The 24,611-nt window shown below is 57.9% G+C and carries 21 protein-coding genes; 10 read left to right on the forward strand and 11 right to left on the reverse strand.

The genetic code is table 11. The features are described from left to right. The first annotated feature begins 42 nt into the window (after window positions 1-42). The 4 genes from hemF to ampH all read left to right on the forward strand — a co-directional run bounded on the left by hemF (window position 43) and on the right by ampH (window position 5,731). A complete protein-coding gene (hemF, locus tag ACLHDD_RS10265; protein WP_427104034.1) occupies window positions 43-957 on the forward strand; it encodes an oxygen-dependent coproporphyrinogen oxidase in 915 nt (304 codons plus the stop codon). A 346-nt stretch (window positions 958-1,303) separates the two neighbouring features. Beyond that, entirely contained in the window at window positions 1,304-2,254 is a 951-nt protein-coding gene (tal, locus tag ACLHDD_RS10270; protein ID WP_427104035.1) for a transaldolase, read from the forward strand. A gap of 57 nt (window positions 2,255-2,311) precedes the next feature. Next, window positions 2,312-4,312 (forward strand): transketolase, encoded by a 2,001-nt coding sequence (tkt, locus tag ACLHDD_RS10275; protein WP_427104036.1) that lies wholly within the window; start codon window positions 2,312-2,314, stop codon window positions 4,310-4,312. 255 nt (window positions 4,313-4,567) lie between these two features. Further along, the gene (gene ampH, locus ACLHDD_RS10280) at window positions 4,568-5,731 is read left to right on the forward strand and encodes a D-alanyl-D-alanine-carboxypeptidase/endopeptidase AmpH (protein WP_427104037.1); all 1,164 of its coding nucleotides are present in this window, start codon (window positions 4,568-4,570) and stop codon (window positions 5,729-5,731) included. Here the strand turns inward: ampH and ACLHDD_RS10285 are convergent. The 5 genes from ACLHDD_RS10285 to ACLHDD_RS10305 all read right to left on the reverse strand — a co-directional run bounded on the left by ACLHDD_RS10285 (window position 5,728) and on the right by ACLHDD_RS10305 (window position 9,732). Then, entirely contained in the window at window positions 5,728-6,732 is a 1,005-nt protein-coding gene (locus ACLHDD_RS10285; RefSeq protein ID WP_427105195.1) for a DUF1176 domain-containing protein, read from the reverse strand. The genes ampH and ACLHDD_RS10285 overlap by 4 nt on opposite strands. Beyond that, entirely contained in the window at window positions 6,695-6,847 is a 153-nt protein-coding gene (locus ACLHDD_RS10290; RefSeq protein ID WP_427105240.1) for a hypothetical protein, read from the reverse strand. The genes ACLHDD_RS10285 and ACLHDD_RS10290 overlap by 38 nt, the downstream gene beginning before the upstream one ends. Window positions 6,848-6,961: 114 nt before the next feature. Next, window positions 6,962-7,540, reverse strand: a complete 579-nt coding sequence (gene nudK / locus ACLHDD_RS10295; RefSeq protein ID WP_427104038.1) for a GDP-mannose pyrophosphatase NudK — start codon at window positions 7,538-7,540, stop codon at window positions 6,962-6,964. Window positions 7,541-7,683: 143 nt separating this feature from the next. Beyond that, window positions 7,684-9,180, reverse strand: a complete 1,497-nt coding sequence (ansP, locus tag ACLHDD_RS10300) for an L-asparagine permease (protein ID WP_427104039.1) — start codon at window positions 9,178-9,180, stop codon at window positions 7,684-7,686. Between the two features lie 279 nt (window positions 9,181-9,459). Continuing rightward, window positions 9,460-9,732, reverse strand: a complete 273-nt coding sequence (locus tag ACLHDD_RS10305; RefSeq protein WP_427104040.1) for a YdgH/BhsA/McbA-like domain containing protein — start codon at window positions 9,730-9,732, stop codon at window positions 9,460-9,462. A gap of 262 nt (window positions 9,733-9,994) precedes the next feature. Between ACLHDD_RS10305 and narQ the strand changes: the two genes are divergently transcribed. The 6 genes from narQ to ACLHDD_RS10335 all read left to right on the forward strand — a co-directional run bounded on the left by narQ (window position 9,995) and on the right by ACLHDD_RS10335 (window position 17,978). Continuing rightward, on the forward strand, window positions 9,995-11,683 hold the full coding sequence (gene narQ, locus ACLHDD_RS10310; RefSeq protein ID WP_427104041.1) for a nitrate/nitrite two-component system sensor histidine kinase NarQ: 1,689 nt from the start codon (window positions 9,995-9,997) through the stop codon (window positions 11,681-11,683). 100 nt (window positions 11,684-11,783) lie between these two features. Further along, window positions 11,784-12,413, forward strand: coding sequence for a two-component system response regulator NarL (gene narL / locus ACLHDD_RS10315; RefSeq protein WP_427104042.1), 630 nt, complete (start codon window positions 11,784-11,786; stop codon window positions 12,411-12,413). Between the two features lie 167 nt (window positions 12,414-12,580). Further along, window positions 12,581-15,697, forward strand: a complete 3,117-nt coding sequence (gene acrD / locus ACLHDD_RS10320; RefSeq protein WP_427104043.1) for a multidrug efflux RND transporter permease AcrD — start codon at window positions 12,581-12,583, stop codon at window positions 15,695-15,697. A 572-nt stretch (window positions 15,698-16,269) separates the two neighbouring features. Further along, window positions 16,270-16,638, forward strand: coding sequence for an ArsC family reductase (locus tag ACLHDD_RS10325; RefSeq protein ID WP_427104044.1), 369 nt, complete (start codon window positions 16,270-16,272; stop codon window positions 16,636-16,638). A 1-nt stretch (window position 16,639) separates the two neighbouring features. Further along, the gene (gene dapE, locus ACLHDD_RS10330) at window positions 16,640-17,767 is read left to right on the forward strand and encodes a succinyl-diaminopimelate desuccinylase (protein ID WP_427104045.1); all 1,128 of its coding nucleotides are present in this window, start codon (window positions 16,640-16,642) and stop codon (window positions 17,765-17,767) included. Between the two features lie 22 nt (window positions 17,768-17,789). Beyond that, complete coding sequence (locus tag ACLHDD_RS10335; RefSeq protein ID WP_009088805.1) at window positions 17,790-17,978, forward strand: YpfN family protein; 189 nt, start codon at window positions 17,790-17,792, stop codon at window positions 17,976-17,978. Window positions 17,979-18,011: 33 nt separating this feature from the next. On the opposite strand, the gene ypfH is transcribed toward ACLHDD_RS10335, so the two are convergent. From ypfH to dapA, 6 genes are all read right to left on the reverse strand, one after another. After that, window positions 18,012-18,692 carry an esterase gene (ypfH, locus tag ACLHDD_RS10340; protein ID WP_427104046.1) on the reverse strand — a complete coding sequence of 227 codons (681 nt, stop codon included), beginning with the start codon at window positions 18,690-18,692 and terminating at the stop codon, window positions 18,012-18,014. Between the two features lie 73 nt (window positions 18,693-18,765). Further along, a complete protein-coding gene (locus ACLHDD_RS10345) occupies window positions 18,766-20,754 on the reverse strand; it encodes a tRNA(Met) cytidine acetyltransferase TmcA (protein WP_427105196.1) in 1,989 nt (662 codons plus the stop codon). Further along, complete coding sequence (ypfJ, locus tag ACLHDD_RS10350) at window positions 20,754-21,620, reverse strand: KPN_02809 family neutral zinc metallopeptidase (RefSeq protein ID WP_427104047.1); 867 nt, start codon at window positions 21,618-21,620, stop codon at window positions 20,754-20,756. The genes ACLHDD_RS10345 and ypfJ overlap by 1 nt, the downstream gene beginning before the upstream one ends. Window positions 21,621-21,746: 126 nt before the next feature. After that, window positions 21,747-22,460, reverse strand: a complete 714-nt coding sequence (gene purC / locus ACLHDD_RS10355; RefSeq protein ID WP_427104048.1) for a phosphoribosylaminoimidazolesuccinocarboxamide synthase — start codon at window positions 22,458-22,460, stop codon at window positions 21,747-21,749. 143 nt (window positions 22,461-22,603) lie between these two features. Further along, window positions 22,604-23,635, reverse strand: coding sequence for an outer membrane protein assembly factor BamC (bamC, locus tag ACLHDD_RS10360; RefSeq protein WP_427104049.1), 1,032 nt, complete (start codon window positions 23,633-23,635; stop codon window positions 22,604-22,606). A gap of 14 nt (window positions 23,636-23,649) precedes the next feature. Continuing rightward, window positions 23,650-24,528, reverse strand: coding sequence for a 4-hydroxy-tetrahydrodipicolinate synthase (gene dapA, locus ACLHDD_RS10365; RefSeq protein ID WP_427104050.1), 879 nt, complete (start codon window positions 24,526-24,528; stop codon window positions 23,650-23,652). Window positions 24,529-24,611 lie beyond the last annotated feature (83 nt).

Consider the following 24,611-nt stretch of genomic DNA (forward strand, 5'->3'; position numbering starts at 1 on the left):
GGCGTATAATCCGCTCAGACTAAACCGACAATAAGCGAAAAGATGGCTGATATTTCCCGCGTAAAAGCGTTCCTGCTCGCCCTGCAGGATGAGATTTGTAACCAGCTGGCGGCTGAAGATGGCAGTGCGCAGTTTGCCGAGGATAGCTGGCAGCGTCCCGGTGGTGGTGGCGGTCAGAGCCGCGTCCTGCGCAACGGTGCCGTGTTTGAACAGGCGGGCGTAAACTTTTCCCATGTGCATGGCGATCAGATGCCGGCCTCGGCGACAGCACACCGTCCTGAACTGGCCGGTCGCAGCTTTGAAGCGATGGGCGTGTCGCTGGTCATCCACCCGAACAACCCCTACGTGCCCACCAGCCACGCCAACGTGCGCTTTTTCATCGCCGAGAAACCGGGCGCCGATCCGGTGTGGTGGTTTGGCGGCGGCTTCGATCTGACCCCATTTTACGGCTTCGAAGAGGATGCGCTGCACTGGCATCAGACGGCCGCCGATCTCTGCCAGCCTTTTGGCGAGGAGGTTTATCCGCGCTATAAAAAGTGGTGTGACGACTATTTCTACCTGAAGCACCGGGATGAGCAGCGTGGCATTGGCGGCCTGTTCTTTGACGATCTCAATACGCCTGACTTCGAGCAGAGCTTCAGCTTTATGCAGGCGGTGGGCCGTGGCTTTATCGATGCTTATCGACCCATTGTGGCGCGCCGCAAAGATCACCCATTTGGCGAACGCGAACGCCAGTTCCAGCTCTATCGCCGTGGCCGCTATGTCGAGTTCAATCTGGTCTGGGATCGCGGCACGCTGTTTGGTCTGCAGACCGGCGGCCGTACGGAGTCAATCCTGATGTCAATGCCGCCGCTGGTGCGCTGGGAATATGATTATCAGCCTGAGGCAGGCTCGCCTGAAGCCGCCCTCTATCGCGATTTCCTGCCGGTGAAAAACTGGCTTAACCTGCCCCTCTGAGCACCTTTGCCGCCGCAGCGCGGGCCTGACCCCGCGCTGCGCTTACCGCTCTCCCCTGCTTCGTCCCCCGAATAACAGGGCACGGATTGCTACAGTGTTGCCTGCGTCATTTGTCCTGACTGCTATGCTTAAGGATGGAATATGGCGCACCCCACGGTTTACACCGCATGACGGCTTCTTCGCACCGCCTCGCCGCGCAACAATCAGAGAAACCGCATTTTCATCAGAAACGCGCTGTTGCAATGTTATGGGTTCACGTTACCGGTAGCAGAATCCGCCACAGACCGGCTGCGAGGCCTGAAGTGCTCCCTGTTCGCTGTCACTTTTCTTTTCAAGGAGTTTAGAGATGAACCAGCTAGAAGCCCTAAAACAGTTCACCACCGTGGTGGCTGATAGTGGTGATATCGAATCAATTCGTCAGTATCACCCCGAAGATGCCACCACCAATCCGTCACTCATTCTGAAAGCGTCCGGTCTCGAAGGGTATAAGCACCTGATGGACGATGCGATTGAGTACGCGAAAAAGCAGGGCGGCAGCAAAGAGACGCAGATCATCAACGCCAGCGACAAAGTGGCGATCAATCTCGGTATGGAGATCCTGAAAAGCATACCCGGCCGTGTTTCGACCGAAGTGGATGCGCGCCTCTCCTTCGATCGTGGCATGTGTGTGACCAAAGCAGAAAAACTGATTCGGATGTATGAAGAGCACGGCATTGATCGCTCCCGCGTGCTGATTAAGCTGGCCTCCACCTGGGAAGGCATCCGCGCGGCGGAAGAGCTGGAGAAGAACGGTATCCAGTGTAACCTGACGCTGCTCTTCTCCTTTGCCCAGGCGCGTGCCTGTGCTGAAGCGGGCGTCTACCTGATCTCCCCGTTCGTCGGCCGTATCTACGACTGGTATAACTCACGTAAGCCGATGGACCCCTACGTGGCGGATGAAGATCCGGGCGTGAAATCCGTGCGTCGTATCTACGATTACTACAAAAAGCACCGTTACAGCACCATCATCATGGGCGCCAGCTTCCGTAAAGTGGAGCAGATTGTGGCGCTGGCCGGCTGCGACCGCCTGACAATCTCGCCAAACCTGCTGGAAGAGCTGCAGAACAGCGATGCACCGCTGGAGCGCAAACTGTCGCCTTCTACGGAAGGCTTCCATCAGCCGTCGCCGCTTTCCGAAGCAGAGTTCCGCTGGGAACATAACCAGGATCCGATGGCGGTGGAAAAACTCTCTGACGGCATCCGTCAGTTCGCCGTTGACCAGCAGAAGCTGGAAGATGTGCTTGCCGCACGCCTGTAGTCTTCATTTTAGTCGGGCGGGACTTTCCCGCCCTGATGCTTAATAAGGGAGAACTTTATGTCCTCACGCAGAGAACTGGCAAACGCGATCCGTGCACTCAGTATGGATGCGGTACAGAAAGCAAACTCAGGCCACCCCGGCGCTCCGATGGGCATGGCCGACATCGCCGAAGTGTTATGGCGCGACTTCCTTCAGCATAACCCGACCAATCCCGCCTGGCTCGATCGCGACCGTTTTATCCTCTCCAACGGCCACGGCTCAATGCTGCTCTACAGCCTGCTGCACCTGAGCGGTTACGACCTGCCGATTGAAGAGCTGAAAAATTTCCGTCAGCTGCACTCCAAAACGCCAGGCCACCCGGAGATCGGCTACACCCCTGGCGTGGAAACCACCACCGGCCCGCTGGGCCAGGGATTGGCTAACGCCGTCGGTTTAGCGATTGCTGAACGTACCCTGGCGGCGCAGTTTAACCGTCCGGATCATGAGATCGTTGACCACCACACCTACGTGTTTATGGGCGATGGCTGTCTGATGGAGGGGATTTCACACGAGGTCTGCTCACTGGCTGGCACCCTGGGTCTGGGCAAGCTGATCGGCTTCTACGACCACAACGGTATTTCTATCGACGGTGAAACGGAAGGCTGGTTTACCGACGACACCCGCAAACGCTTCGAGTCCTACAACTGGCATGTAATTGGCGACATCGATGGTCATGACGCCGACGCTATCCGTGCGGCAATCCAGGAAGCGCAGAGCGTGACCGATAAGCCGTCGCTGATTATCTGCCGCACCATTATCGGCTTCGGTTCACCAAACAAGGCCGGTAAAGAGGAGTCACATGGCGCGGCGCTGGGTGAGGCCGAAGTCGCCCTGACCCGTAAGCAGCTCGGCTGGAACTACCCGGCGTTTGAGATTCCGGCTGAAATCTATCAGCAGTGGGATGCCAAGGCCGCTGGCGCCGAGCGCGAAAAAGCCTGGGATGCGAAATTTGCGGCCTATAAAGCGGCCCATCCTGAGCTGGCGAAAGAGTATGAACGCCGCATGAATGGCGAAATGCCTTCCACATGGGAAACTGAAGCAACCCGCTTCATCCAGGAACTGCAGGCCAACCCGCAAAAAATTGCCAGCCGTAAAGCGTCGCAGAACTCACTGGAAGCCTACGGTAAATTACTGCCGGAATTTCTGGGCGGTTCCGCTGACCTTGCACCGAGTAACCTCACCATCTGGTCAGGCTCAAAATCGATCAAAGAGGACCCGGCCGGTAACTATATCCACTACGGTGTGCGTGAATTCGGGATGACGGCAATTGGTAACGGCATCGCGCATCACGGCGGCTTTGTTCCCTACACCGCAACCTTCCTGATGTTTGTGGAATATGCGCGTAACGCCGCTCGTATGGCGGCCTTGATGAAGGCCCGCCAGATTCTGGTTTACACTCATGACTCCATCGGCCTGGGCGAAGATGGCCCGACGCACCAGCCGGTAGAGCAAATCGCCAGCCTGCGCCTGACGCCGAACATGAGCGTCTGGCGTCCCTGCGATCAGGTGGAAACCGCGGTGGCATGGAAAGCAGCGATCGAACGCCACCATGGCCCGACCGCGCTGATCCTCTCCCGTCAGAACCTGCTGCAGCCGGAACGTACCCCGGAGCAGATCGACAACATCAAACGCGGTGGCTATGTGCTGAAGGATTGTGAGGGCATGCCAGACGTCATTCTGATCGCTACCGGTTCAGAGGTTGAAATCACCTTGGGTGCGGCGGAGAAGCTCACCTCGGGCGGTCACAAGGTCCGTGTCGTGTCACTGCCATCTACTGACCTGTTTGATGCGCAGGATGCCGCATACCGCGAATCCGTTCTGCCTTCTGGCGTGAAAGCGCGCGTGGCGGTCGAAGCGGGCATTGCCGATTACTGGTTCAAGTATGTCGGTCTGGAGGGCGCGATCGTCGGTATGACGACCTTCGGCGAATCCGCGCCAGCAGGCGATCTCTTCGCGGAGTTTGGCTTCACGGTAGAGAACATCGTCAGCCATGCAGAAGCTCTACTGAAACCTGCGTAATACACTGGCCCTTCCCGTCGCTGCGGGAAGGGCGTTTTCAGCTTATTGCCCGCCACAGAAAAAAATCTTCCTGCCCCTCTTCACGCCCTGTGCAAACTGATTACTATAGAGCACCTGTTTAATGCTGCCTCTGCATGGCTGTGCGTCTGTTCCTGCAGTTATTTCGCAGGAATAACTCCCTGCTGACCGGATCGGTTCCCGCCGGATCAAGGCAGATTTTCACTGAATTTTAGAGCGAAGCCACCTCCGTTGAACATGCGCACCCCCTATTTACTGGCCCTGATAGTTTCACTGCTTCCCTTAAAAAGCATGGCGCAGGTCGCGCCCGATCCGCTGCTGGCTTCACAGATTGTCGATCGCTATGCCGAGCATATCTTCTACGGCAGTGGCGCAACCGGCATGGCGCTGGTGGCGATTGATGGCAATCAGCGGGTCTTTGCCAGCTTTGGTGAAACCCGTCCCGGCAACAATGTCCGTCCGCAAAAAGATTCACTGATTCGCATCGCCTCTCTGAGTAAGCTGATGACCAGCGAAGTGATGGTGAAGCTGGCAGAGCGCGGGCAGATTCGCCTTGACGATCCTCTGAGCAAATATGCGCCTCCCGGCACCCGCGTTCCCGCCTGGAATGGTCAGCCCATTCGCCTGATTAACCTGTCGACCCATACCAGTGGACTGCCACGTGAGCAGCCAGGCGGCAAAGCGCAGCGGCCGGTGTTTGTCTGGCCGACACGCAGCGAACGCTGGAGCTGGCTGTCACATGCAAACCTCAAAGCGGCCCCGGGCAGCAGTGCCGCCTATTCCAATCTGGGCTATGATCTGCTCGGCGATGCCCTGTCGCGCGCCAGCGGCACCCCCTATCCTGCCCTGTTTCAGCAGCTGATCACCCGCCCGCTCGGTATGAAAGATACGACCTTTACGCCGTCACCAGAGCAGTGTGGGCGCCTGATGGTAGCGGAAAAAGGCGCCAGTCCCTGTAACAACACTCTGGCAGCGATTGGCAGCGGCGGCGTGTACTCTACGCCGGATGATATGGGCCGCTGGATGCAGCAGTTTTTAAACTCTTCAGTTAACCACCGGACCCCGCAGATCGACCGTCTGCAGACGCTGATTTATCGTCGCGACCAGCTGAATAAAGTGGAAGGTATGGATGTGCCAGGCAAAGCGGACGCGCTGGGTATGGGCTGGGTCTATATGGGCCCCCGAAACGGCCGTCCCGGCATTATTCAGAAAACCGGCGGTGGCGGCGGATTCATCACCTATATGGCGATGGTGCCGCAGCATAACGTGGGCGTCTTTGTCGTGGTGACCCGCTCGCCGCTGACCCGCTTTACGCCAATGAGCGACGGCGTGAATAATATGCTGGCCGAACTGGTCGGCAATCAGTCCGGCTCACCAATGATGGTGCAGGCGATCCGCTAACGCTGCTGAACATCGCTATCAGGCTGGCTGACCCACAGGGTTGGCCAGTCGTCACTGCTGTGCCAGGCGTCACAGGTGGACTCTTCCGCATACTCCGCTAACACAAAGCGGGTGCCATCGAACTGCCAGCGAGTGGCAGTGCCGCAATCTCCCAGTCCTCGTCCTTTACCGAACGTATAAAGCTGGCCGCTGGCCGCATCATAGTCGGCGTTAATCAGCTCCATCTGCCGGTCACTGGCGCCCGGTGGCGTGAACGGCAGGGTCAGAGTGATGCCGCGCGCCACATAAGGCGGGCTGCGCGTCACTTCAAACGCCAGATCGATGACGTTATAGGCTCCCCTCTCACAGCTGACCAGCAGCAGCGCGCGCTGGTCAGTCAGGGGTGCCACGCTGACTTCGCGGCGCAGCGGGTCCAGAGAGCAGGCGTCACTATTTACACGCCAGGTCCCGTAATCGATTAATCCGCTGGTTTCCTCGCGCGTCAGTGCTGCGGGCGACATAACGGCAGGCGGCAGAGGGGGTAGCGCAGGCGGCGGCGGAACGTCCCAGCTGGCGCGTTCGCCACGCCTGATCCAGGCACTCATGCTGTTGACCCGTCCCTGCGTATCATCCATCAGCAGCAGAGCTGCCTTCATGCCCCGTAGTGAGATGAGCGCATCAGGGTTGTAGGTGAGCTGCAGGGCTTTCGCCTCCATCACCAGATCAAAAAATTCGTCGATGGCGATGGCGTTGCTGGTCGCGAGATGGTGAGGTTCGACTGTCCAGTGTTTGAGGTCAGGTTGCAGGCGGCGTTGATCGAGCAGCAGATTATCCCTGAGCGGACCGCCGGGTAAGGCGCCACTGTAGGCGCTGCCATAGTCGATTCGCAGTAACGGACGATCGTTGACGCCCGCATGGCGCGAAATCGTCATCACCAGCCCTTTATCGCCCGGTATATTGCGCGCCACGCAAAACGCCTGGTTGTTACAGGTAATTTGCCAGTCGTTGAATGACTTTTGCAGTGGTTCTGCCTGAACAGAGGCAACCCACAAAGACGGCAACAGCCACAGCGACTTCATCCAGTACGACATTAAGAAGATTGATCTCCGAATAGCCAGAGAGAAGAGGATAGCGCATCAATGGGCCTGTCAGAGTTCGCAATCTGTGAACCGGTGCAAAAAGCGCAGTTAACTGCTTAAAAAGCGTACATAAAAGGATAACGTTCTTTTTGTGTCCTTCTCAGCATGAGGATCATGGCGTCAGCCAGCCCGCGATCAGCGCATGCTGTAACAGCATTACCGTTTTGCCATCACGAATACGACCATCAGCGACCATCGCCAGCGCATCGGGAAAGCGCAGCTCCAGCACATCTATCGCCTCATCGTCGACGCCCCCGCCTGCGTTTTCGCGTAGCGATTCATTATATTCGGCAGCAAAAAAGTGGATCAGCTCCGTCACACCGCCCGGCGACATGTAACAGGCATAGAGCTTTTCCACCTCGCCCAGCGCATAACCGGTTTCTTCAATCGCCTCTTTACGGATGCACTCTTCCGGGGAGTCATCGTCCAGCAAACCGGCACAGGCTTCGATCAGCATGCCGCTGTCGTTTCCATTGACGTAGGTGGCGATGCGGAACTGGCGCGTCAGTACCACGCTGTTCTTTTCACGGTTGTAGAGCAGAATAGTCGCCCCGTTTCCGCGGTCGTAAACCTCACGCTTATGGCGGATTGGTTCACCCCGGCGATCGGCGATCTCGTAGGTGTAGTTGCGCAGTACAAACCAGTTTTCAGACAGGAGTTTGTCTTTGATGATGTTGATCTTTAACGACACGATGACTCCGCTACCACACAAAGGGAGCCTTTCATCATAGGGGGTGGCAGGCGGGAAAACTATCCTATTTTCGTCTGGCGCGCGGGATGCTGCGCCCGTAAAAAAGGCCAGCCCGGAGGCTGGCCTGATGACAACGGAGTCGATCAGCGAGCGGTGTCGTCAGCCAGCTGTGCAGGCTTCGCATCCTCTTCGTGATGATCGTGTTCTGTCGCAGCAATCGCGTTCACCCGCTTACGCACACCGAACCATCCCAGAACCAGTACCACGGCGATCAATGGAATGGAGGCAATAGTATAGGTGCCGTTCGGGTAGTCAAATGCCATCAGTACCAGCACGCTGAACAGGAACAGCAGCGTCAGCCATGAGGTAAACGGCGCGCCCGGCAGCTTGAAGCTGACGTCGTCCGCCTTGCCCTCTTTGATCGCTTTGCGCAGACGCAGCTGGCAGACCACGATAAAGGCCCATGAAGAGATGATGCCCAGTGAAGCGATGTTCAGGACGATCTCAAATACCTGAGAGGGCACGTAGTAGTTCAGTACCACACCGATCACGTAGACGCAGATGGTGACCAGAATACCGGCGTAAGGCACCTGCTGACCGTTCATCTTTGACATGAATTTCGGCGCAGAACCGCCCATCGACATGGAGCGCAGGATACGTCCGGTTGAATAGAGGCCCGAGTTAAGGCTGGAGAGCGCCGCGCTCAGCACCACGATGTTCATGATGCTGCCGATGTAAGGCACGCCGAGCTTTGAGAAGAAGGTCACGAACGGACTCTGACCCGCCTGGTAAGCGTTCCACGGCAGCAGCAGCACCAGCAGAACAACTGAGCCCACATAGAACAGGCCGATACGCCAGATCACGCTGTTGATCGCCTTCGGCAGCATGGTCTTCGGGTCTTTACACTCCCCTGCGGCCGTGCCCACCAGCTCGATAGAGGCAAACGCGAACACCACGCCCTGGATCAGCACCAGCGCAGGCAGCAGGCCGTGCGGGAACAGACCGCCATTATCAGTAATCAGATGGAAGCCGGTGCTGTTGCCATCCAGCGGTTTGCCGGTGCCCAGGAACACGACGCCTACCACCAGGAAGACCACAATCGCCAGCACTTTAACCAGCGCGAACCAGAATTCCATCTCAGCAAACCACTTCACGCCAATCATGTTCATGGTGCCAACAATCGCCAGCGCCCCCAGCGCAAAGACCCACTGTGGCACATCGCCAAACGCGCCCCAGTAGTGCATGTAGAGCGCCACCGCGGTGATGTCGACAATACCGGTCATGGCCCAGTTGACGAAATACATCCAGCCTGCCACGTAGGAGGCCTTCTCACCCAGGAACTCACGGGCATAAGAAACGAAGCTGCCACTGCTCGGACGGTGTAACACCAGTTCGCCCAGTGCGCGCAGAATAAAGAAGGAGAAAATGCCACAGACCAGATAGATAATGGCTAATGCAGGGCCGGCAGCCTGTAAACGGCCACCTGCGCCCAGGAACAAACCGGTACCGATGGCACCGCCGATCGCAATCATCTGTACGTGACGGTTACCCATCGCTTTCTGGTAACCGGCATCATGAGAGTTGAGCCAGCGTCGTTTCGCAGCGCGCATCTCGCTTGGGGTTTTCTTGTTAGATTTCATAGCATTCCTGTTTGTCCGAACCATCAGTCGTTGCCACCCCAGCGCAGGCATAATGCCCCGTGAAATGAGGTGATTTCCTCTATGCGTTGGCCTGTGAGTGAGGGCCAGGTAACGCGGGAATTTACGGCGATGAATCCTACCCGTTCTGCAAGAACGAAGCAAAATATACCGGGCGGATGCACAGGCTGATTTGTAAGAATCCATCCTGATGCACAAAAACAAAAAAACCGGCCAAATCAGGCCGGTAAACGCTACAGGGATGGAAACAGGAAGGCAGACTTAGCGGTAGATCTCTGCGGTGCCGCTCCACAGGCTTGAATCGCCGGGATTATCGACACCGATTACACGGTAGTGGCTGGCACCCATCTCCTCCGCTTTTTGCGACAGCTGGCGGCTGGCGTCATCCAGCGAACCACGAACTCCGGATACGGACACGCTGCCGATGCTCTGCATGTTCTGCGCCTGAGAAGGATCGACCGGCGCGGCGGCAAATGTACCAAATGAGGTGGCAGCCAAAAGTGCGCCCGCCAGTGCAACAGTCAGTTTTTTCATTGGATGCTCCTTAATCTGCATTCGGGGATTCGGGTACTCAGTGATGACTGGAGAAATTATTGGTGCTGCAATGAAAAGCAACATCGGGCCGGTGTAAACCTGTTCTTTTTTTAACCTTCGAACCGCAGCCATTCCTGGGAACTGTCAGTTGCGGTCACTTTATGTGCGATATGTAAGGTGGTGTGCGATAAACCGGGAAGGGATCATTGGCGTAACGTGACTGCACTCTTATAATTCCCGCACTTTACACAGGGCTATTCATGTGATTGTTAAACGTTCCGTAACGCAAAGCATCGCTCAGGCGCTCATCGCCATCGTTCTGCTGTCGCTGCTGACAACCGGCCTGGCACTCATCACGCTGCTCAGCAGCCAGCGTGATGCTGAGGCCATCAATCTGGCGGGCTCCCTGCGTATGCAGAGCTATCGCATGGCCTGGGATGCCAGCCGTCAGCCGCAGAACCTGTCTGACCATCTGGTGCGCTATCAGCAGACGCTGGATGCGCCGGTGCTGCAGAAACTGGATCGGCCCTGGGTGCCTCGTGAAGTAAGCATTCGCTATCAGCGACTGCGTGCCGCGTGGCCCGCGCTGCAGCAGCAGCTACAGCGGGGCAACATCATGGACTACGAGCAGCAGATCCCGCTCTACGTCAGCGAAATCGACCGCTTTGTGCTGGGTCTGCAACGCTATACCGAACTGAAGATGCATCTGGTGGCCGCCAGCAGCCTGGCGGGGGTGATTGCGATTGTGGCGCTGGCACTGATGACGATCCGTTTTACCCGCCAGCAGGTGGTGCGCCCTCTGAATGCGCTGGTCACAGCCAGCCGGTATGTCGAGAGCGGCAATTTTGCGTTTCCGCCGCTGCAGGTTGAGCAGCAGAGTGAACTGCGGGTGCTCTCTCACGCCTTCAGCGGCATGGCGGCACGTCTGCACTCGCACTATCAGCTACTGGAAAGCACGGTACGCACGAAAACGGAAGAGCTGACCGAGGCCAATCGCACCCTGTCGCTGCTGTATGAAAGCTCGCAGATGCTGACCGCCAGCCCGCTGCATCCGGCGCTGTTTGAAGCGGTGTTAACCACCGTGCTGGAGCGCGAGAAGCTGACGGCTATCCGGATCGACAGCCCGCCGTTTTCATTCAGTGCCGGTGATGAACAGGTCCCTGGCCAGTGGTATGCCTTGCCGTTACAGCAGGCCGCCCCCCCTTCCGGCGAACTGCGCTGGCAGACCACTGACCGCTCTCCGTCGGACGCGCTGATGCGTAGCCTGGCGGGGATGCTGGGACGAACACTCTGGATCTGGCAGACACAACAGCAGCACCAGCAGATGTTGCTGATTGAAGAGCGCACCACTATCGCCCGCGAGTTACATGATTCGCTGGCGCAGTCGCTCTCTTTCTTACGCATCCAGCTGACGCTGCTGCGCCGCACAGTGAATAAAGAGGATCACGCTGCGCACACCATTATTGCTGATTTCGACCAGGCGCTGGCTGACGCCTGTCGCCAGCTGCGTGAGCTGCTGACCACCTTCCGCCTCACCATCGAGCAGGCAGATCTGGTCGCGGCGATGGAGGCGATGATCGCTTCGCTGCAGGAGAAAAGCGCCGCAGTAATCACCTTCCGCCATCAGCATGGCCTTCGGAGCCTGGCAGCCCAGCAGCAGGTGCATGTTCTGCAGATTGCCCGTGAGGCGTTGCTGAATGCCATCCGGCACGCCAGCGCAACGCGTATCCGGGTGGAGTATCAGCACAGCGAAAATGGTGAGCACTTACTGACGATTACAGATGACGGCATTGGCATCGGCAGTACAGATGAACCGCCCGGCCACTACGGACTGACGATCATGACGGAACGCGCCCAGCGGCTTGGGGGCGAGCTGACCCTCCTCGCCCGGGAGTGCGGTACAGAGGTCAGGCTGCGCTTTCCAGCACAGCCCGCACGCGCACCGGAGTAACGCGTCAGATCCCGATTTATTAAAGGTTTATGGCAGCAGAGATGGCGGAACCGGACAGGCGGAGGCCCGCCAGCGTCTGACATCAATAAAAGGAGAAACTATGCAACAGCCTGCTTTGACCCTGATGATTGTGGATGACCATCCGCTGATGCGCCGCGGTGTGCGTCAGCTGCTGGCGCTAGCGCCCCGCTTAACGGTCATCGCTGAAGCCAGCAATGGCACCGAGGCGCTGGCAGAGGCGCGCCGTCAGGAGCCTGACCTGATTCTGCTCGATCTGAACATGAAAGGCATGTCCGGTCTGGATACACTGAAGGCGCTGCGTCACGATGGCATTCATTCACGCATTCTGGTGCTGACGGTTTCCGACGCACGCAGCGATATTTTTGCCATGGTAGATGCCGGAGCCGATGGCTATCTGCTTAAAGATTGCGAGCCTGATATTTTACTGGAACATATCCTTCAGGCTTCGCGCGGCGAAAAGGTATTCAGCGAAAGCGTCGCCAGCTATCTGGCTCAACGCCCGCACAGCACCGATCCACTGCGTCAGCTCACCGAACGCGAGCAGGATGTTCTGCAGGAGGTGGCACGCGGCCTGTCAAACAAAGAGATTGCCGCCAATCTGCATATCTCAGAAGAGACCGTCAAAGTGCATATCCGCAACCTGCTGCGCAAGCTGGATGTCCGCTCACGCGTGGCGGCCACGGTGATGTGGCTGGAAAGCCGCAAATAGCCAACGAATTTACATTTTCTCCTCAATTTCTCCACGATTTCCCCCGCCGACGCACGTAGAGTAAATGGCGGAGGCGAATCGTGGCAAAGACCATGCGATTGTCTGCCAGTGCGCCCGTGGCTGGTGGGGCTGACCGAGTATAATAAGTACTGAGGAGTGTCGATTTAATGTCGAATTTCTTTATCGACCGCCCCATCTTTGCCTGGGTGCTGGCGATTCTGCTCTGCCTGTGCGGGCTGCTGTCGATCCTGTCGCTGCCTGTGGAACAGTATCCCGACCTGGCGCCGCCTAACGTACGCATTACCGCCAGCTATCCGGGTGCGTCAGCTCAGACGCTGGAAAATACGGTTACCCAGGTGATCGAGCAGAACATGACCGGTATTGATAACCTGATGTATATGTCGTCGAACAGCAGCAATACTGGCCAGGCGCAAATCACCCTCACCTTCCGTGCTGGCACTAACCCTGATGAAGCCCGTCAGCAGGTGCAGAATCAGCTGCAGTCGGCGCTGCGAAAACTGCCGCAGGCGGTGCAGTCGCAGGGCGTTACGGTCAACAAAACCGGCGACAGCAACATTCTGATGGTGGCCTTTGTTTCCACCGATGGCAGCATGGATAAGCAGGATATTTCTGACTATGTGGCCAGTAATATTCAGGATCCGCTGAGCCGCATCGACGGCGTGGGACAGGTTGACGCCTACGGCTCGCAGTATGCGATGCGCATCTGGCTTGATCCCAACAAACTGATTGCCTATGCGCTCACAACCAGTGATGTGGTCAGCGCCATTCAGTCACAGAACAGTCAGGTGGCTGTGGGTCAGGTCGGTGGTCTGCCGTCGGTGGAGAAGCAGGCGCTGAACGCCACGGTCAACGCCCAGTCGATGCTGCAGACGCCCGAACAGTTTCGGGCGATTACTCTCAAAAACAATCCCGATGGTTCCGTGGTGACGCTGGGAGATGTCGCCAGCGTGGCGCTGGGCGCCGAAAAGTATGACTATCTGAGCCGCTATAACGGTCAGCCCGCCTCCGGTCTGGGGGTGAAGCTCGCCTCCGGGGCCAACGAAATGAACACCGACAAGCTGGTACGGGCGCGCATCGAGGAGTTATCGCACTATTTCCCGCACGGGCTGGAAGCAAAAATTGCCTACGAAACCTCACCGTTCGTTAAGGCGTCGATTAAGGACGTGGTGAAGACGCTGCTGGAGGCTATCGTGCTGGTATTTGGCGTGATGTATCTGTTTATGCAGAACTTCCGCGCCACCCTGATCCCGACAATCGCAGTGCCGGTAGTGCTGTTCGGCACCTTCAGCGTGCTCTACGCCTGCGGGTTCAGCATCAATACCCTGACCATGTTTGCCATGGTGCTGGCGATCGGGCTGCTGGTGGATGACGCCATCGTGGTGGTGGAGAACGTGGAACGTCTCATGCAGGAAGAGGGACTCTCGCCCCGCGCCGCCACGCGAAAATCGATGGGGCAGATTCAGGGCGCGCTGGTCGGTATCGCGCTGGTGCTCTCTGCGGTATTTGTGCCGATGGCGTTTTTCGGCGGCACCGTTGGGGCCATCTACCGTCAGTTCTCCATTACCATCGTCTCAGCGATGGTGCTCTCCGTGCTGGTGGCGATGATCCTGCCCCCGGCGCTGTGTGCCACACTGCTGAAACCGATCGCCCAGGGCGAGCCGCACGCACGGCGCGGCTTCTTCGGCTGGTTTAACCGTCACTTCAATCGCAACGCAGACCGCTACGAGCGCGGCGTGGCGGCGCTGCTGCGCCGGGGCGGTCGCTGGCTGCTGCTCTATCTTGCCCTTATCGGCCTGATGGCCTTTCTGTTTCTGCGGCTGCCCACCTCATTTCTGCCGCTGGAGGATCGCGGCGTCTTCCTGACGCAGGTTCAGCTTCCGGCAGGCGCCACGCTTGAGCAGACGGCCAGCGTGGTGGCTAAGGTCGAGAACTATTACCTGACTGAGGAGAAGGCGAACGTGCTGTCGGTCTTTGCCACCATCGGCGCCGGTCCGGGTGGTAATGGACAGAACGTGGCGCGTCTGTTTGTGCGGCTGAAAGACTGGGAAGCGCGGCCTGGCGCCGATCGCACCTCTTTCGCGATTATCGACCGCGCGACCCGGGCGTTTCAGAAGATTACCGAGGCGCGGGTGATTGCCAGCAGCCCGCCCGCTATTACCGGCATGGGCAGCAGCTCCGGCTTTGATCTGCAACTGCAGGATCATGCGGGTATCGGCCATGCTCAGCTGATGGCGATGCGCGACCGGCTGCTGGAGATGGCCGGTAACGACCGGGCGCTGTCGCGGGTGCGTCACAATGGCCTTGATGACAGTCCGCAGCTGCAGATTGATGTGGATGCGCGCAAAGCGCAGGCGCTGGGCGTGTCGCTGGACACCATCAACGATACCCTGACCACCGCCTGGGGTTCCAGTTACGTCAATGACTTCCTGGATCGTGGCCGCGTGAAGAAGGTCTATGTGCAGGCCGCCGCCGAATTCCGCATGCTGCCGGATGACATCAACAAATGGTACGTGCGCAACAACAGCGGCGGCATGGTGCCCTTCTCCGCCTTCGCCACCAGCCACTGGGAAACCGGCTCACCGCGGCTTGAACGCTACAATGGCTACGCCTCACTGGAGATTGTCGGCGAGGCGGCCAGTGGCGTCAGCAGCGGTGCGGCGATGGATGAGATGGAGAAGCTGGTGAACGCTCTGCCGCTGGGCGTCGGATTCCAGTGGACCGGCGCCTCTTATCAGGAGCGGCTCTCTGGCTCCCAGGCGCCGGCGCTCTATGCGATTTCACTGCTGGTGGTGTTCCTTTGTCTGGCCGCGCTGTATGAGAGCTGGTCGATCCCCTTCTCGGTGATGCTGGTGGTGCCACTGGGCGTGGCTGGCGCGCTGCTTGCCACCTGGATGCGCGGGCTGGAGAACGATGTCTACTTCCAGGTTGGCCTGCTGACCGTCGTAGGCCTCTCCGCCAAAAATGCCATCCTGATCGTGGAATTTGCCAACGAAATTAACAGTAAAGGCCGTGAGCTGGTGGAATCAACCCTGGAGGCATCGCGTCAGCGTCTGCGGCCAATTCTGATGACCTCGCTGGCCTTTATCTTCGGGGTGCTGCCGATGGCCATCAGCAGCGGTGCAGGTTCCGGCAGCCAGCATGCCGTCGGAACGGGCGTGATGGGCGGAATGATCTCTGCCACCCTGCTGGCAATTTTCTTTGTGCCGCTGTTCTTTGTGCTGGTCCGCCGTCGTTTCCCGTTAAAAGAGAAGCCGCACGACTGACGCCCAATAAAAAGCGGCCACTGAAATCAGTGACCGCCTTGTTTCTGTGTGTGGTAAGAATTCCAGCAAGTGGGATAGTCCTGCTTTTTTCAGAACGGGTTACTTGTTACGTAACATCGCTTCGATAAATTCTTTCCAGGTTCCCATTTCGGTGTCAATCATAATGCCCTCTCTTATTGTAATGGCTATGTTACGCCTTTTTTTTAATCAGGTGAATACGGTTACACCTGTTAATGTTATCGGCAACGGGTCGAAAAACATGAATATTGCTGATTTTGTAAGCTGACGCACATTTCAGCAACCTACTGAAGCAGCTTAAGTTATTTTTTTTAAGCTCAGCGGTAGACGATTTTTTCAACATAGCGAAATTCTTAAAGCAGCAATGATGAGCATTGAAATGATTACGAATGAAATTGATAGCGTTTACCCGTGGAACTTCCCGCGTGTACACGGATTTAATTTGGTTCTTTTCCCGCGCCTGCATAGATGCCGCAACGGATCACACTATGCTAAACTCGCGCACTGGCTGCTTTTTTCAGCTTAATGCTCTACATGACAATAAGGATCAGGCGATGTGCACGCAGTGGGTGATGTTCGGAATTAAAAATTGCGACACCATTAAAAAAGCCCGGCGTTTTTTAACGGCGGCGGGTATCGACTATCACTTTCATGATTACCGTGCCGATGGCCTGAGCGAGCCCCTGCTGCAGTCATTTATCGATGCGCTGGGCTATGAGGCGCTGCTCAACACCCGTGGCACCACCTGGCGCAAGCTGCCCGAGGCTGAGCGTGAAGCCGTCACCGACGCCAGCAGCGCCCGCACATTGATGCTGGCTCATCCCGCCATGATCAAGCGTCCTCTGTTGCGCGCTCCGGATGGCACCCTGCTCGCCGGTTTTAGCGAAGCCACCTATCAGAATGCTATCCAGGAGAAGTCATAATATGTTTTGCCCGGTCATTGAGCTGACGCAGCAGCTTATTCGTCGTCCCTCTCTCAGCCCCGATGATGCCGGCTGTCAGGCTCTGCTGATCGCCCGTCTTGAAGCCATTGGTTTTAAAGTAGAAACCATGAACATCGACGACACCCTGAACTTCTGGGCCACCCGGGGTGAAGGGGAAACGCTGGCCTTTGCCGGCCATACCGATGTGGTGCCGCCAGGCGATGCCAGCCGTTGGATCAATCCCCCGTTTGAACCCACCATCCGCGATGGCATGCTGTTTGGCCGTGGCGCTGCCGATATGAAAGGGTCGCTGGCGGCGATGGTCGTTGCGGCCGAACGCTTTGTGGCGGCGCGTCCGCATCACAGAGGACGCCTTGCCTTTATGATCACCTCAGATGAAGAGGCCAGCGGCGCTAACGGCACGGTGAAAGTGGTGGAACGGCTGATGGCGCGCCGGGAACGGCTCGACTACTGCCTGGTCGGGGAACCCTCCAGCACGGAAGTCGTCGGTGATGTGGTGAAGAATGGCCGCCGCGGTTCAGTCACCGCCAACCTGACTATTCACGGTGTGCAGGGTCACGTCGCTTACCCGCACCTGGCGGATAACCCGGTGCATCGCGCGATGCCTGCGCTGAATGAGCTGGTGGCAACCGAGTGGGATCAGGGCAACGAGTTCTTCCCGGCGACCAGCATGCAGATTGCCAACGTGCAGGCGGGCACGGGCAGCAACAACGTTATCCCTGGCGAGCTGTTTGTGCAGTTTAACTTCCGCTTCAGCACTGAACTGACCGATGCGCTGATCCGTCAGCGGGTCGCAGAGCTGCTGGATCGTCACCAGCTGCGTTACACCATCGAGTGGAAACTCTCCGGTCAGCCCTTTCTGACCGCACGCGGCAAGCTGGTTGATGCCGTCGTGAAAGCCGTAGCGCACTATAATGAAATAAAGCCGCAGTTGCTGACCACGGGTGGCACTTCCGATGGCCGCTTTATCGCCCGGATGGGTGCGCAGGTGGTGGAACTGGGGCCGGTGAATGCCACCATTCATAAAATCAATGAGTGTGTGAAAGCCTCTGATCTGCAGATGCTGAGCCGGATGTACCAACGCATCATGGAACAACTGATCGCCTGATGGCGGTTTCAAGGAGCAGCAAATGGAATTTATTAAAGATTACTGGTGGATCCTGGTGATCCTGCTGATGGTTGGCGTGCTGATGAACGTCTATAAAGATCTGAAACGCATCGATCATAAAAAATTTATGGATAACAAACCGGATCTGCCGCCGCACCGTGATTTCAACGATAAGTGGGATGACGAAGACGACTGGCCGAAGAAGAAATAAATGAAAAAAGCCCCTGTCATGCAGGGGCTTTTTTTACATCATCGCGATCACATCATCGTCGCCAGGTTTTGCGCCGCTCAGCGCCTCATCGAAGTAGCGTTTCGGCACGGTATAACGCAGATGGTTGAGCGCCAGTTCCATGCTGCGATGGTCAATCGCGTGTCCCAGATCGTCGACAATATCCAGCGTCACGTCGCCGCCACGGGCGATCAAACGCTGTTCCGCCTGCTGTGCATGAAAGAGCGGGATCTGCTCATCATAATCACCATGAATCAGATGAATGGTAGTACGGGTGCTGGCCTTCTCCGGCAGCGTGATAAACCGCCCGTTAAAGATCACCGCACGGCTCGCGAGGTCGGCATGCGCCTTCACCCCTTCCAGCACCATGCTACCGCCCTGCGAAAAGCCGATTAACGCTGTCGCATCTGACCGCACGCCACTCTTTTTCTGCCAGTGACGCACTGACTCCACGAACTGCGGCATCGCCGCATCCACTCGCTGCTGAATGGTCTGATCGTGCAGGTCAGTTTCGCCAAACCACTGACGCACTGCGCCAGGTGAGCCGACGGAAACCACCAGCGCGTCGGGAAAGGTTTTTGCAAACCAGCTGCCGATTTCACCCATTGAATCAGGATTATCGCCGACACCGTGATAGAGCAGAAAAAGCTGAGCGGTGGTGGCTGGCTGTTGAACAATTACATATTTCAGTGTCATGTTGACCTCCTGAAGCCACTTTACGCCGCCTGGCGCAAAATGACAGGGGGATTATCTGAACCCGTTGGTCAAATTATTTCAACGGCAGGCAGAGCCTATCCGCCGTCACGCCCAGGGTGTCGAGTCCGGCGGCAGCACGCTGGCGCAGTACGGCAATCAGCGCTTTACGTCCGCTGACCCCTGCCTGCTGAGCCTGTTTACTCAGCGCCTCAGGGGCTGTCACCGCCGCCGCCAGCAGCGGGTCGGGTGTGGCGACGGTCTCCACCAGGCGCTGCAGCGCCGGCAGGCTCGCCTCCAGGGGCCGCTGCGCCCAGGCAAATCCGGCGGCCAGCTGAATATCCTGATCATTGAGGCCATCGTCCGCGACCGCTTCCAGCACCAGTTCCAGGTCGGTAACGTGCCGCATTCGTGGCCAGTCGCGCGCCAGCTGCGCGGCTGCACGACGCTGTAAGGCCTCGCCCGCCGCCGAACAGGGCCGTATCGCCATCGCGGCGTAACAGCCACTGCTGGCTTCACGCTGAGTTCCTATCCGGACCAGCGTAAAGCCACAGGCGCGCCAGAAACTCCAGAGTGATTGAGTGTAGCCGAAGCTGACGGAGAGATAGTCGTGCCCGGTCGCGGCACTGGCGGCGGTCGCCACAAGCTGCTGACCGATGCCCTGACGCCGGCTCTCCGCCATTACGGCAATACGACTGATCCGCAGCGATCGCAGGGTCGCCGCCTCCGGCAGTCCCGCATGCGCTGCCAGTGATTGCGCCACCAGATTGCCCCGGGGTCGCCGGGTTCCCGCCCAGACGGCCTGCGCCAGTTCCGGTTCAAGCCCGCCCTCCTCCACCAGCCAGAGCGCGCCCTGCAGAGCTGAAAGCGCGCCAGCGCGCCACAACTGCATACCGGGCGCATCCAGCAGGCGGCGCAGATCAATCGGCGAGGTGCGATAGTGGGCACTGGTGAGCAGACGATAAGCGGCTTCCAGCGCATTGAAATCTCCCTGCGCGACCCGCTGCGGCGTGACCGGCGCCGCGGATGCCGGTTCAACCGTCACGCTATCCTCAAACAGCAGCGCCTGGTTCAGCCACTGCTCCAGCGGGTCGGCACGCGACCAGCGCAGCGGCTCATCCAGCGTAAAATAGTGCACGTCCGCCAGTCCGGCGCAGAATTTCAGGATAAAGCCGCGCCCGCTCCCTTCGTAGCCCTGAACGGTGGTCGTCAGCAGAACGCGGGGGTAGCGGCTCACCAGCGCCTGTAGCAGCGGTGCCGGGATGGCCGCGGCCTCATCCACAATCAGCCATTGTCCTGCAGGCGGCGTCTCCAGCGCCAGCAATGCATCCGGTGCCATAAAGTGAAACTGCTCCGCGGCAAAGGCAGCCAGTACCGTTGTGGAGGCTCTCGCGGGCGCCGTCACCACACAGGCACCTGCCTGTCGCGCCAGCATTCCCGCCAGCGCCGATTTACCGCGGCCACGGGCAGCGGTCAGCACTGCCACACCTGAAGGCAGCGCCATCAGCTTATTGAGTATCGCCTGCTGCTGCTGGGGAGCCTGACAGTGCCAGGGCGGCCCTGCGGACCGGGGCGGCATCCGGCAGGGCTGATGCTGACACGCTAAAAGAACCTGGTCGTCCGCCATGATGCACTGCTGCAGATGGTGAATGAAATGCGGCGTGGGGATCGGCCCGGCGACGTCCGCCCAGCGCAGGCTATCGGCATCGGGCTGCTGAGACCATTGATCCCAGGGCGGCACCATGAGCAGGAGCCAGCTCCCGGCGGTAAGCGTACCGGCCAGCGCAGCAAAGGCCTCGGCGTGAAAGCCGTGGCGGGCGTCAAACAGGGCATGACGAAACTCACGGCCAAGCAGCGTGCGTACCGCCGCAGGCTGTACGTGCAGAACCGGCGCGTCAGTCAGGTCCGCAAACAAGGGTGCCGGACTGACGGTCAGCCAGTCTCCCGTGAGCGTGTTACACCACGCTGACGCCTGCCATAAACACCAGGCCGGGTCGCCGCTGATCACCGCCAGACGACGTATACCGGCCTGTTCCATCGCCTGCGTCAGCTGCTGCAGAGGCATCAGTTGCTGGCGAAGGTATCGCACTGCCCCGGATTACCCCCGTCAAATCCTCGCTTAAACCAGGTGTAGCGCTGCTCTGAGGTGCCGTGAGTAAAACTGTCCGGCACGACGCGGCCCTGACCTTTCTGCTGCAGACGGTCATCGCCAATCGCCTCGGCGGCATTCAGTGCTTCCTGCAGATCGCCCGCTTCCAGAATATTTTGCTGCTGCATGTAGTGTCCCCAGACACCGGCAAAACAGTCTGCCTGCAGCTCCATCTTCACAGAGAGCTGATTGACCTGTTTCTGACTGGCACCCTGCTGCATCTCACGTACTTTCGGTTCGATACCCAGCAGCTTCTGGACGTGATGGCCCACTTCATGCGCGATGACATAGCCCTGCGCAAAATCGCCGCCCGCGCCGAGTTTAGTTTTCATCTCGTCATAGAAGGAGAGGTCGATGTAGACGGTCTGATCGGCAGGACAGTAGAACGGCCCCATCACCGACTGTCCGGTGCCGCAGCCGGTGCGGGTTGCGCCGCGATACATCACCAGCTTCGGGGCAACATACTGTTTGTTCATCTGCTGGAACAGTTTGTCCCAGGTATCTTCGGTGGTCGCCAGGATCACTTTGGTGAATTTCGCGGCCTCTTCATCATTGGCGCTGACGCTGCGCGTCTGCTGCTGGCTGGTCGGTGCCACGTCGCCGCCCGTCAGCAGCGCGGTCAGGTCGTAACCGTAATAACCCGCCACGGCCACCACAATCAGCAGCACAATGCCGCCTTTGCCGCGCGGCAGACGAATCTGGCGGCTTCCGCCTCCAAAACCGGACGATTGACCACGACGGTCCTCTACATTGTCGCTTTCGCGACGCCCTTGCCAGCGCATGCTGTATTCCCTCAGACATTTTCAGATGGCATGATTTTAGTTGTGTGACAACACAATCACCAGCTTTACGCCAAAATGAAAAAAGGAGAGCCGGGGCTCTCCTCCTGATGTTGTGGGGCAGCAGACTCAGTCGAGTGTGACACCCAGTCGCTGCGCGACGGCTTCATAGGCTTCCACCACGCCGCCGAGGCTCTGACGGAAACGGTCTTTGTCCATTTTGTCGAGCGTCTCTTTGTCCCACAGGCGCGCACCGTCTGGCGAAAACTCATCGCCCAGCGTCACTTCGCCGTTAAACAGACCAAACTCCAGCTTGAAGTCGACCAGAATCAGCCCCGCGTCGTCAAACAGTTTGCTCAGCACCTCATTGGCTTTAAAAGTCAGCTCCTGCATACGCGCCAGGTTCTGTTTGCTGACCCAGCCGAAGGTTTCGCAGTAGGATTCGTTGACCATCGGGTCATGCTTTGCATCATCTTTCAGGAAAAGATCAAACAGCGGCGGATTGAGCACCATCCCCTCTTCCACACCCAGACGCTTCACCAGCGAGCCTGCGGCACGATTACGCACCACACACTCTACGGGTACCATCTCCAGTTTCTTCACCAGTGCTTCGGTATCCGACAGCAGCGCTTCCATCTGGGTCGGGATCCCCGCTTCCTGCAGTCTGGTCATAATGAAGTGGTTAAACTTGTTGTTAACCATCCCTTTACGATCAAATTGCTCGATTCGGGCGCCATCACCTGCTGACGTATCGTTGCGGAATTCGAGTATCAGCAGATCCGGGTTATCGGTGCTGTATACGGTTTTCGCTTTACCGCGATACAACTCAGCTCGCTTTTGCATCTTGTTCACTCCAGACTTGAAATAACGGGTGGTCAGCGGCCAGTGCCGCTGCGGCGATTGCCTTGACGCAATCGTTTACTTCGCCGCGCGCTATTATGCCAAAAACAAAAAAAAGGCCGGAGAATCTCCGGCCTGAGGCAACTTTATTTGTTCAGCGCCGCCTGGAACACGGCCACCAGCGCATCATTCTGCGACTGGGTCAGCACATGCCCTTTCGGGTCGATGAATTGCAGACTGGTGCGGTTGTCGAGATCGCCGACCTGGACCTTGTAATCGCCATTCGGCAATTCCGGATCTTTCGCGCCAATCGCATCCCAGTCGCTGCTGCTCAGTGATTTGTAGGTCACTTTCAGGCTGCCGGTTGAGCGGGTGGTATCCGTAATCTCCATTCCGACACGCTTCATGGCGTCCGGCAGACGCTGCCAGGCTACGTTGTACGGCGTGCGCAGGATCAGCATCGGCAGACCGGTATCATCTGCGCCGCTCTGCACGTCGATCGCGCCGGTCACACGACCGGACGCTGCGTTTTCGCTGGCGGTTTCAATTTTATCCATACCGGTACTGAGATCGTTCAGCATCTGCGCGGTATAACGCTGGATCTGCACCGGCGAGGTAATGGTTTTACCGGCCTGTTGCAGTTCCAGCAGACGCACGGTGACCTGCTGCTGATAACTCTGCGACTGCACGCTGATCTGGTAGCGCCCACGGTACTGCTGGTCTTCATCGGCGCGGTTCCACTGCACCCAGTCGGTCGTCAACTGCTGGCCAGCGTCATTACGTGAAGCGATAGGGAACTTATAAGACTGCACAACGTTAACGAGCTGAGGCCAGACTGAACCCCGGCTGTTTTCAATCATCAGGGCGCCGCTGTTGTTGCTGAACTGCGCGCGGGTACCGTTCATCAGCGCCAGCGGCTGGGCTGGCGGACGGATGTCGAGCTGTTTGCCGACAGGCGCCTGGCTGGCGGTGCGCGGCACGTCGTAGTCACCGCGCTGCACTGGCAGGATCATTCCGGCAGGTGCTTTGAGTTCGCTCAACTGGCTGGCTTCAAGATAAGATTCGTCGCCGCTGACCTGGCGCTTATAACGCTGATCGCTTGAACAGGCCGACAACAGCATCAGAGTAGAAAGGCCCACTACTGTGGCGACTGTTGACCGCTTTACTGAGTAATTCATTCAAACTCCCTAAATTATCGCAAACCCGCTTTCACCAGCGCCTGCTCCACTTTCGGCTGGCCGGCTGCAGTCAGTGGCGTCATTGGCAGACGCAGCGTGTCGTTAGCGATTAATCCTAGCTGTTTCGCAGCCCATTTCACCGGGATAGGATTGGGTTCACAGAAAAGCATCTGGTGCAGGTGCATCAGACGCTGATTCAAACGGCGGGCTTCGATGAAATTGCCCTGCTGTGCGAGTTGACACAGTTCAGCCATTTCACGTGCTGCCACGTTAGCCGTCACCGAAATGACGCCTTTACCGCCCAGTTGCATAAAGTCCAGAGCAGTGGCGTCATCGCCACTGACCAGAATGAAATCGTCATCAACCAGCTCTTGGATCTGACTAACCCGTGATAAGTTCCCGGTGGCCTCTTTGATTCCGATAATATTTTTGATTTCGGCCAGACGCGCGACGGTTTCCGGCAGCATGTCACAACCGGTGCGCGAAGGCACGTTGTAGAGCATCTGCGGCAGACTGGTGCTGTTCGCGATAGCCTTGAAGTGCTGGAACAACCCTTCCTGGGTCGGACGGTTATAATAAGGCGTGACGGTCAGACAGCCCACCACACCAGAATTTTCAAAACGCTTCGTCAGAGAGATGCCTTCAGCGGTAGCGTTGGCGCCGGTACCGGCAATCACCGGAATACGGCCATCGGCCAGCTCCAGGGTCAGCATCACCACATCACCATGTTCTTCATGGCTAAGGGTAGCGGATTCGCCTGTGGTGCCCACGGAAACGATCGCCGCGGTGCCGCTGGCGACATGATAATCAATCAGTTTTTTCAGACTCGACCGGCAGACATTACCGCTGTCATCCATTGGCGTAACGAGTGCAACAATACTTCCCGTAAACATTGGCGATCCCCTCGACAAACAAGTGCTTCATGGTACGTTTTACACTTAGGGAAAAGCAAGCCAGCCACGCCATTCCCGCGCTT

Source organism: Pantoea sp. NSTU24 (assembly GCF_050157905.1).
GTDB lineage: Bacteria > Pseudomonadota > Gammaproteobacteria > Enterobacterales > Enterobacteriaceae > Pantoea.

Excerpts from the sequence above, each read along its gene's own strand:
- acrD (WP_427104043.1), top strand. The coding sequence starts at position 12,581 with ATGTCGAATTTCTTTATCGACCGCCCCATCTTTGCCTGGGTGCTGGCG.
- ansP (WP_427104039.1), bottom strand. The coding sequence starts at position 9,180 with ATGAAATCTAACAAGAAAACCCCAAGCGAGATGCGCGCTGCGAAACGA.
- dapE (WP_427104045.1), top strand. The coding sequence starts at position 16,640 with ATGTTTTGCCCGGTCATTGAGCTGACGCAGCAGCTTATTCGTCGTCCC.
- ypfJ (WP_427104047.1), bottom strand. The coding sequence starts at position 21,620 with ATGCGCTGGCAAGGGCGTCGCGAAAGCGACAATGTAGAGGACCGTCGT.
- ACLHDD_RS10345 (WP_427105196.1), bottom strand. The coding sequence starts at position 20,754 with ATGCCTCTGCAGCAGCTGACGCAGGCGATGGAACAGGCCGGTATACGT.
- ACLHDD_RS10335 (WP_009088805.1), top strand. The coding sequence starts at position 17,790 with ATGGAATTTATTAAAGATTACTGGTGGATCCTGGTGATCCTGCTGATG.
- bamC (WP_427104049.1), bottom strand. The coding sequence starts at position 23,635 with ATGAATTACTCAGTAAAGCGGTCAACAGTCGCCACAGTAGTGGGCCTT.
- ampH (WP_427104037.1), top strand. The coding sequence starts at position 4,568 with ATGCGCACCCCCTATTTACTGGCCCTGATAGTTTCACTGCTTCCCTTA.
- narL (WP_427104042.1), top strand. The coding sequence starts at position 11,784 with ATGCAACAGCCTGCTTTGACCCTGATGATTGTGGATGACCATCCGCTG.
- hemF (WP_427104034.1), top strand. The coding sequence starts at position 43 with ATGGCTGATATTTCCCGCGTAAAAGCGTTCCTGCTCGCCCTGCAGGAT.
- tal (WP_427104035.1), top strand. The coding sequence starts at position 1,304 with ATGAACCAGCTAGAAGCCCTAAAACAGTTCACCACCGTGGTGGCTGAT.
- purC (WP_427104048.1), bottom strand. The coding sequence starts at position 22,460 with ATGCAAAAGCGAGCTGAGTTGTATCGCGGTAAAGCGAAAACCGTATAC.
- tkt (WP_427104036.1), top strand. The coding sequence starts at position 2,312 with ATGTCCTCACGCAGAGAACTGGCAAACGCGATCCGTGCACTCAGTATG.
- ACLHDD_RS10305 (WP_427104040.1), bottom strand. The coding sequence starts at position 9,732 with ATGAAAAAACTGACTGTTGCACTGGCGGGCGCACTTTTGGCTGCCACC.
- ACLHDD_RS10325 (WP_427104044.1), top strand. The coding sequence starts at position 16,270 with ATGTGCACGCAGTGGGTGATGTTCGGAATTAAAAATTGCGACACCATT.
- dapA (WP_427104050.1), bottom strand. The coding sequence starts at position 24,528 with ATGTTTACGGGAAGTATTGTTGCACTCGTTACGCCAATGGATGACAGC.
- ypfH (WP_427104046.1), bottom strand. The coding sequence starts at position 18,692 with ATGACACTGAAATATGTAATTGTTCAACAGCCAGCCACCACCGCTCAG.
- ACLHDD_RS10290 (WP_427105240.1), bottom strand. The coding sequence starts at position 6,847 with ATGCGCTATCCTCTTCTCTCTGGCTATTCGGAGATCAATCTTCTTAAT.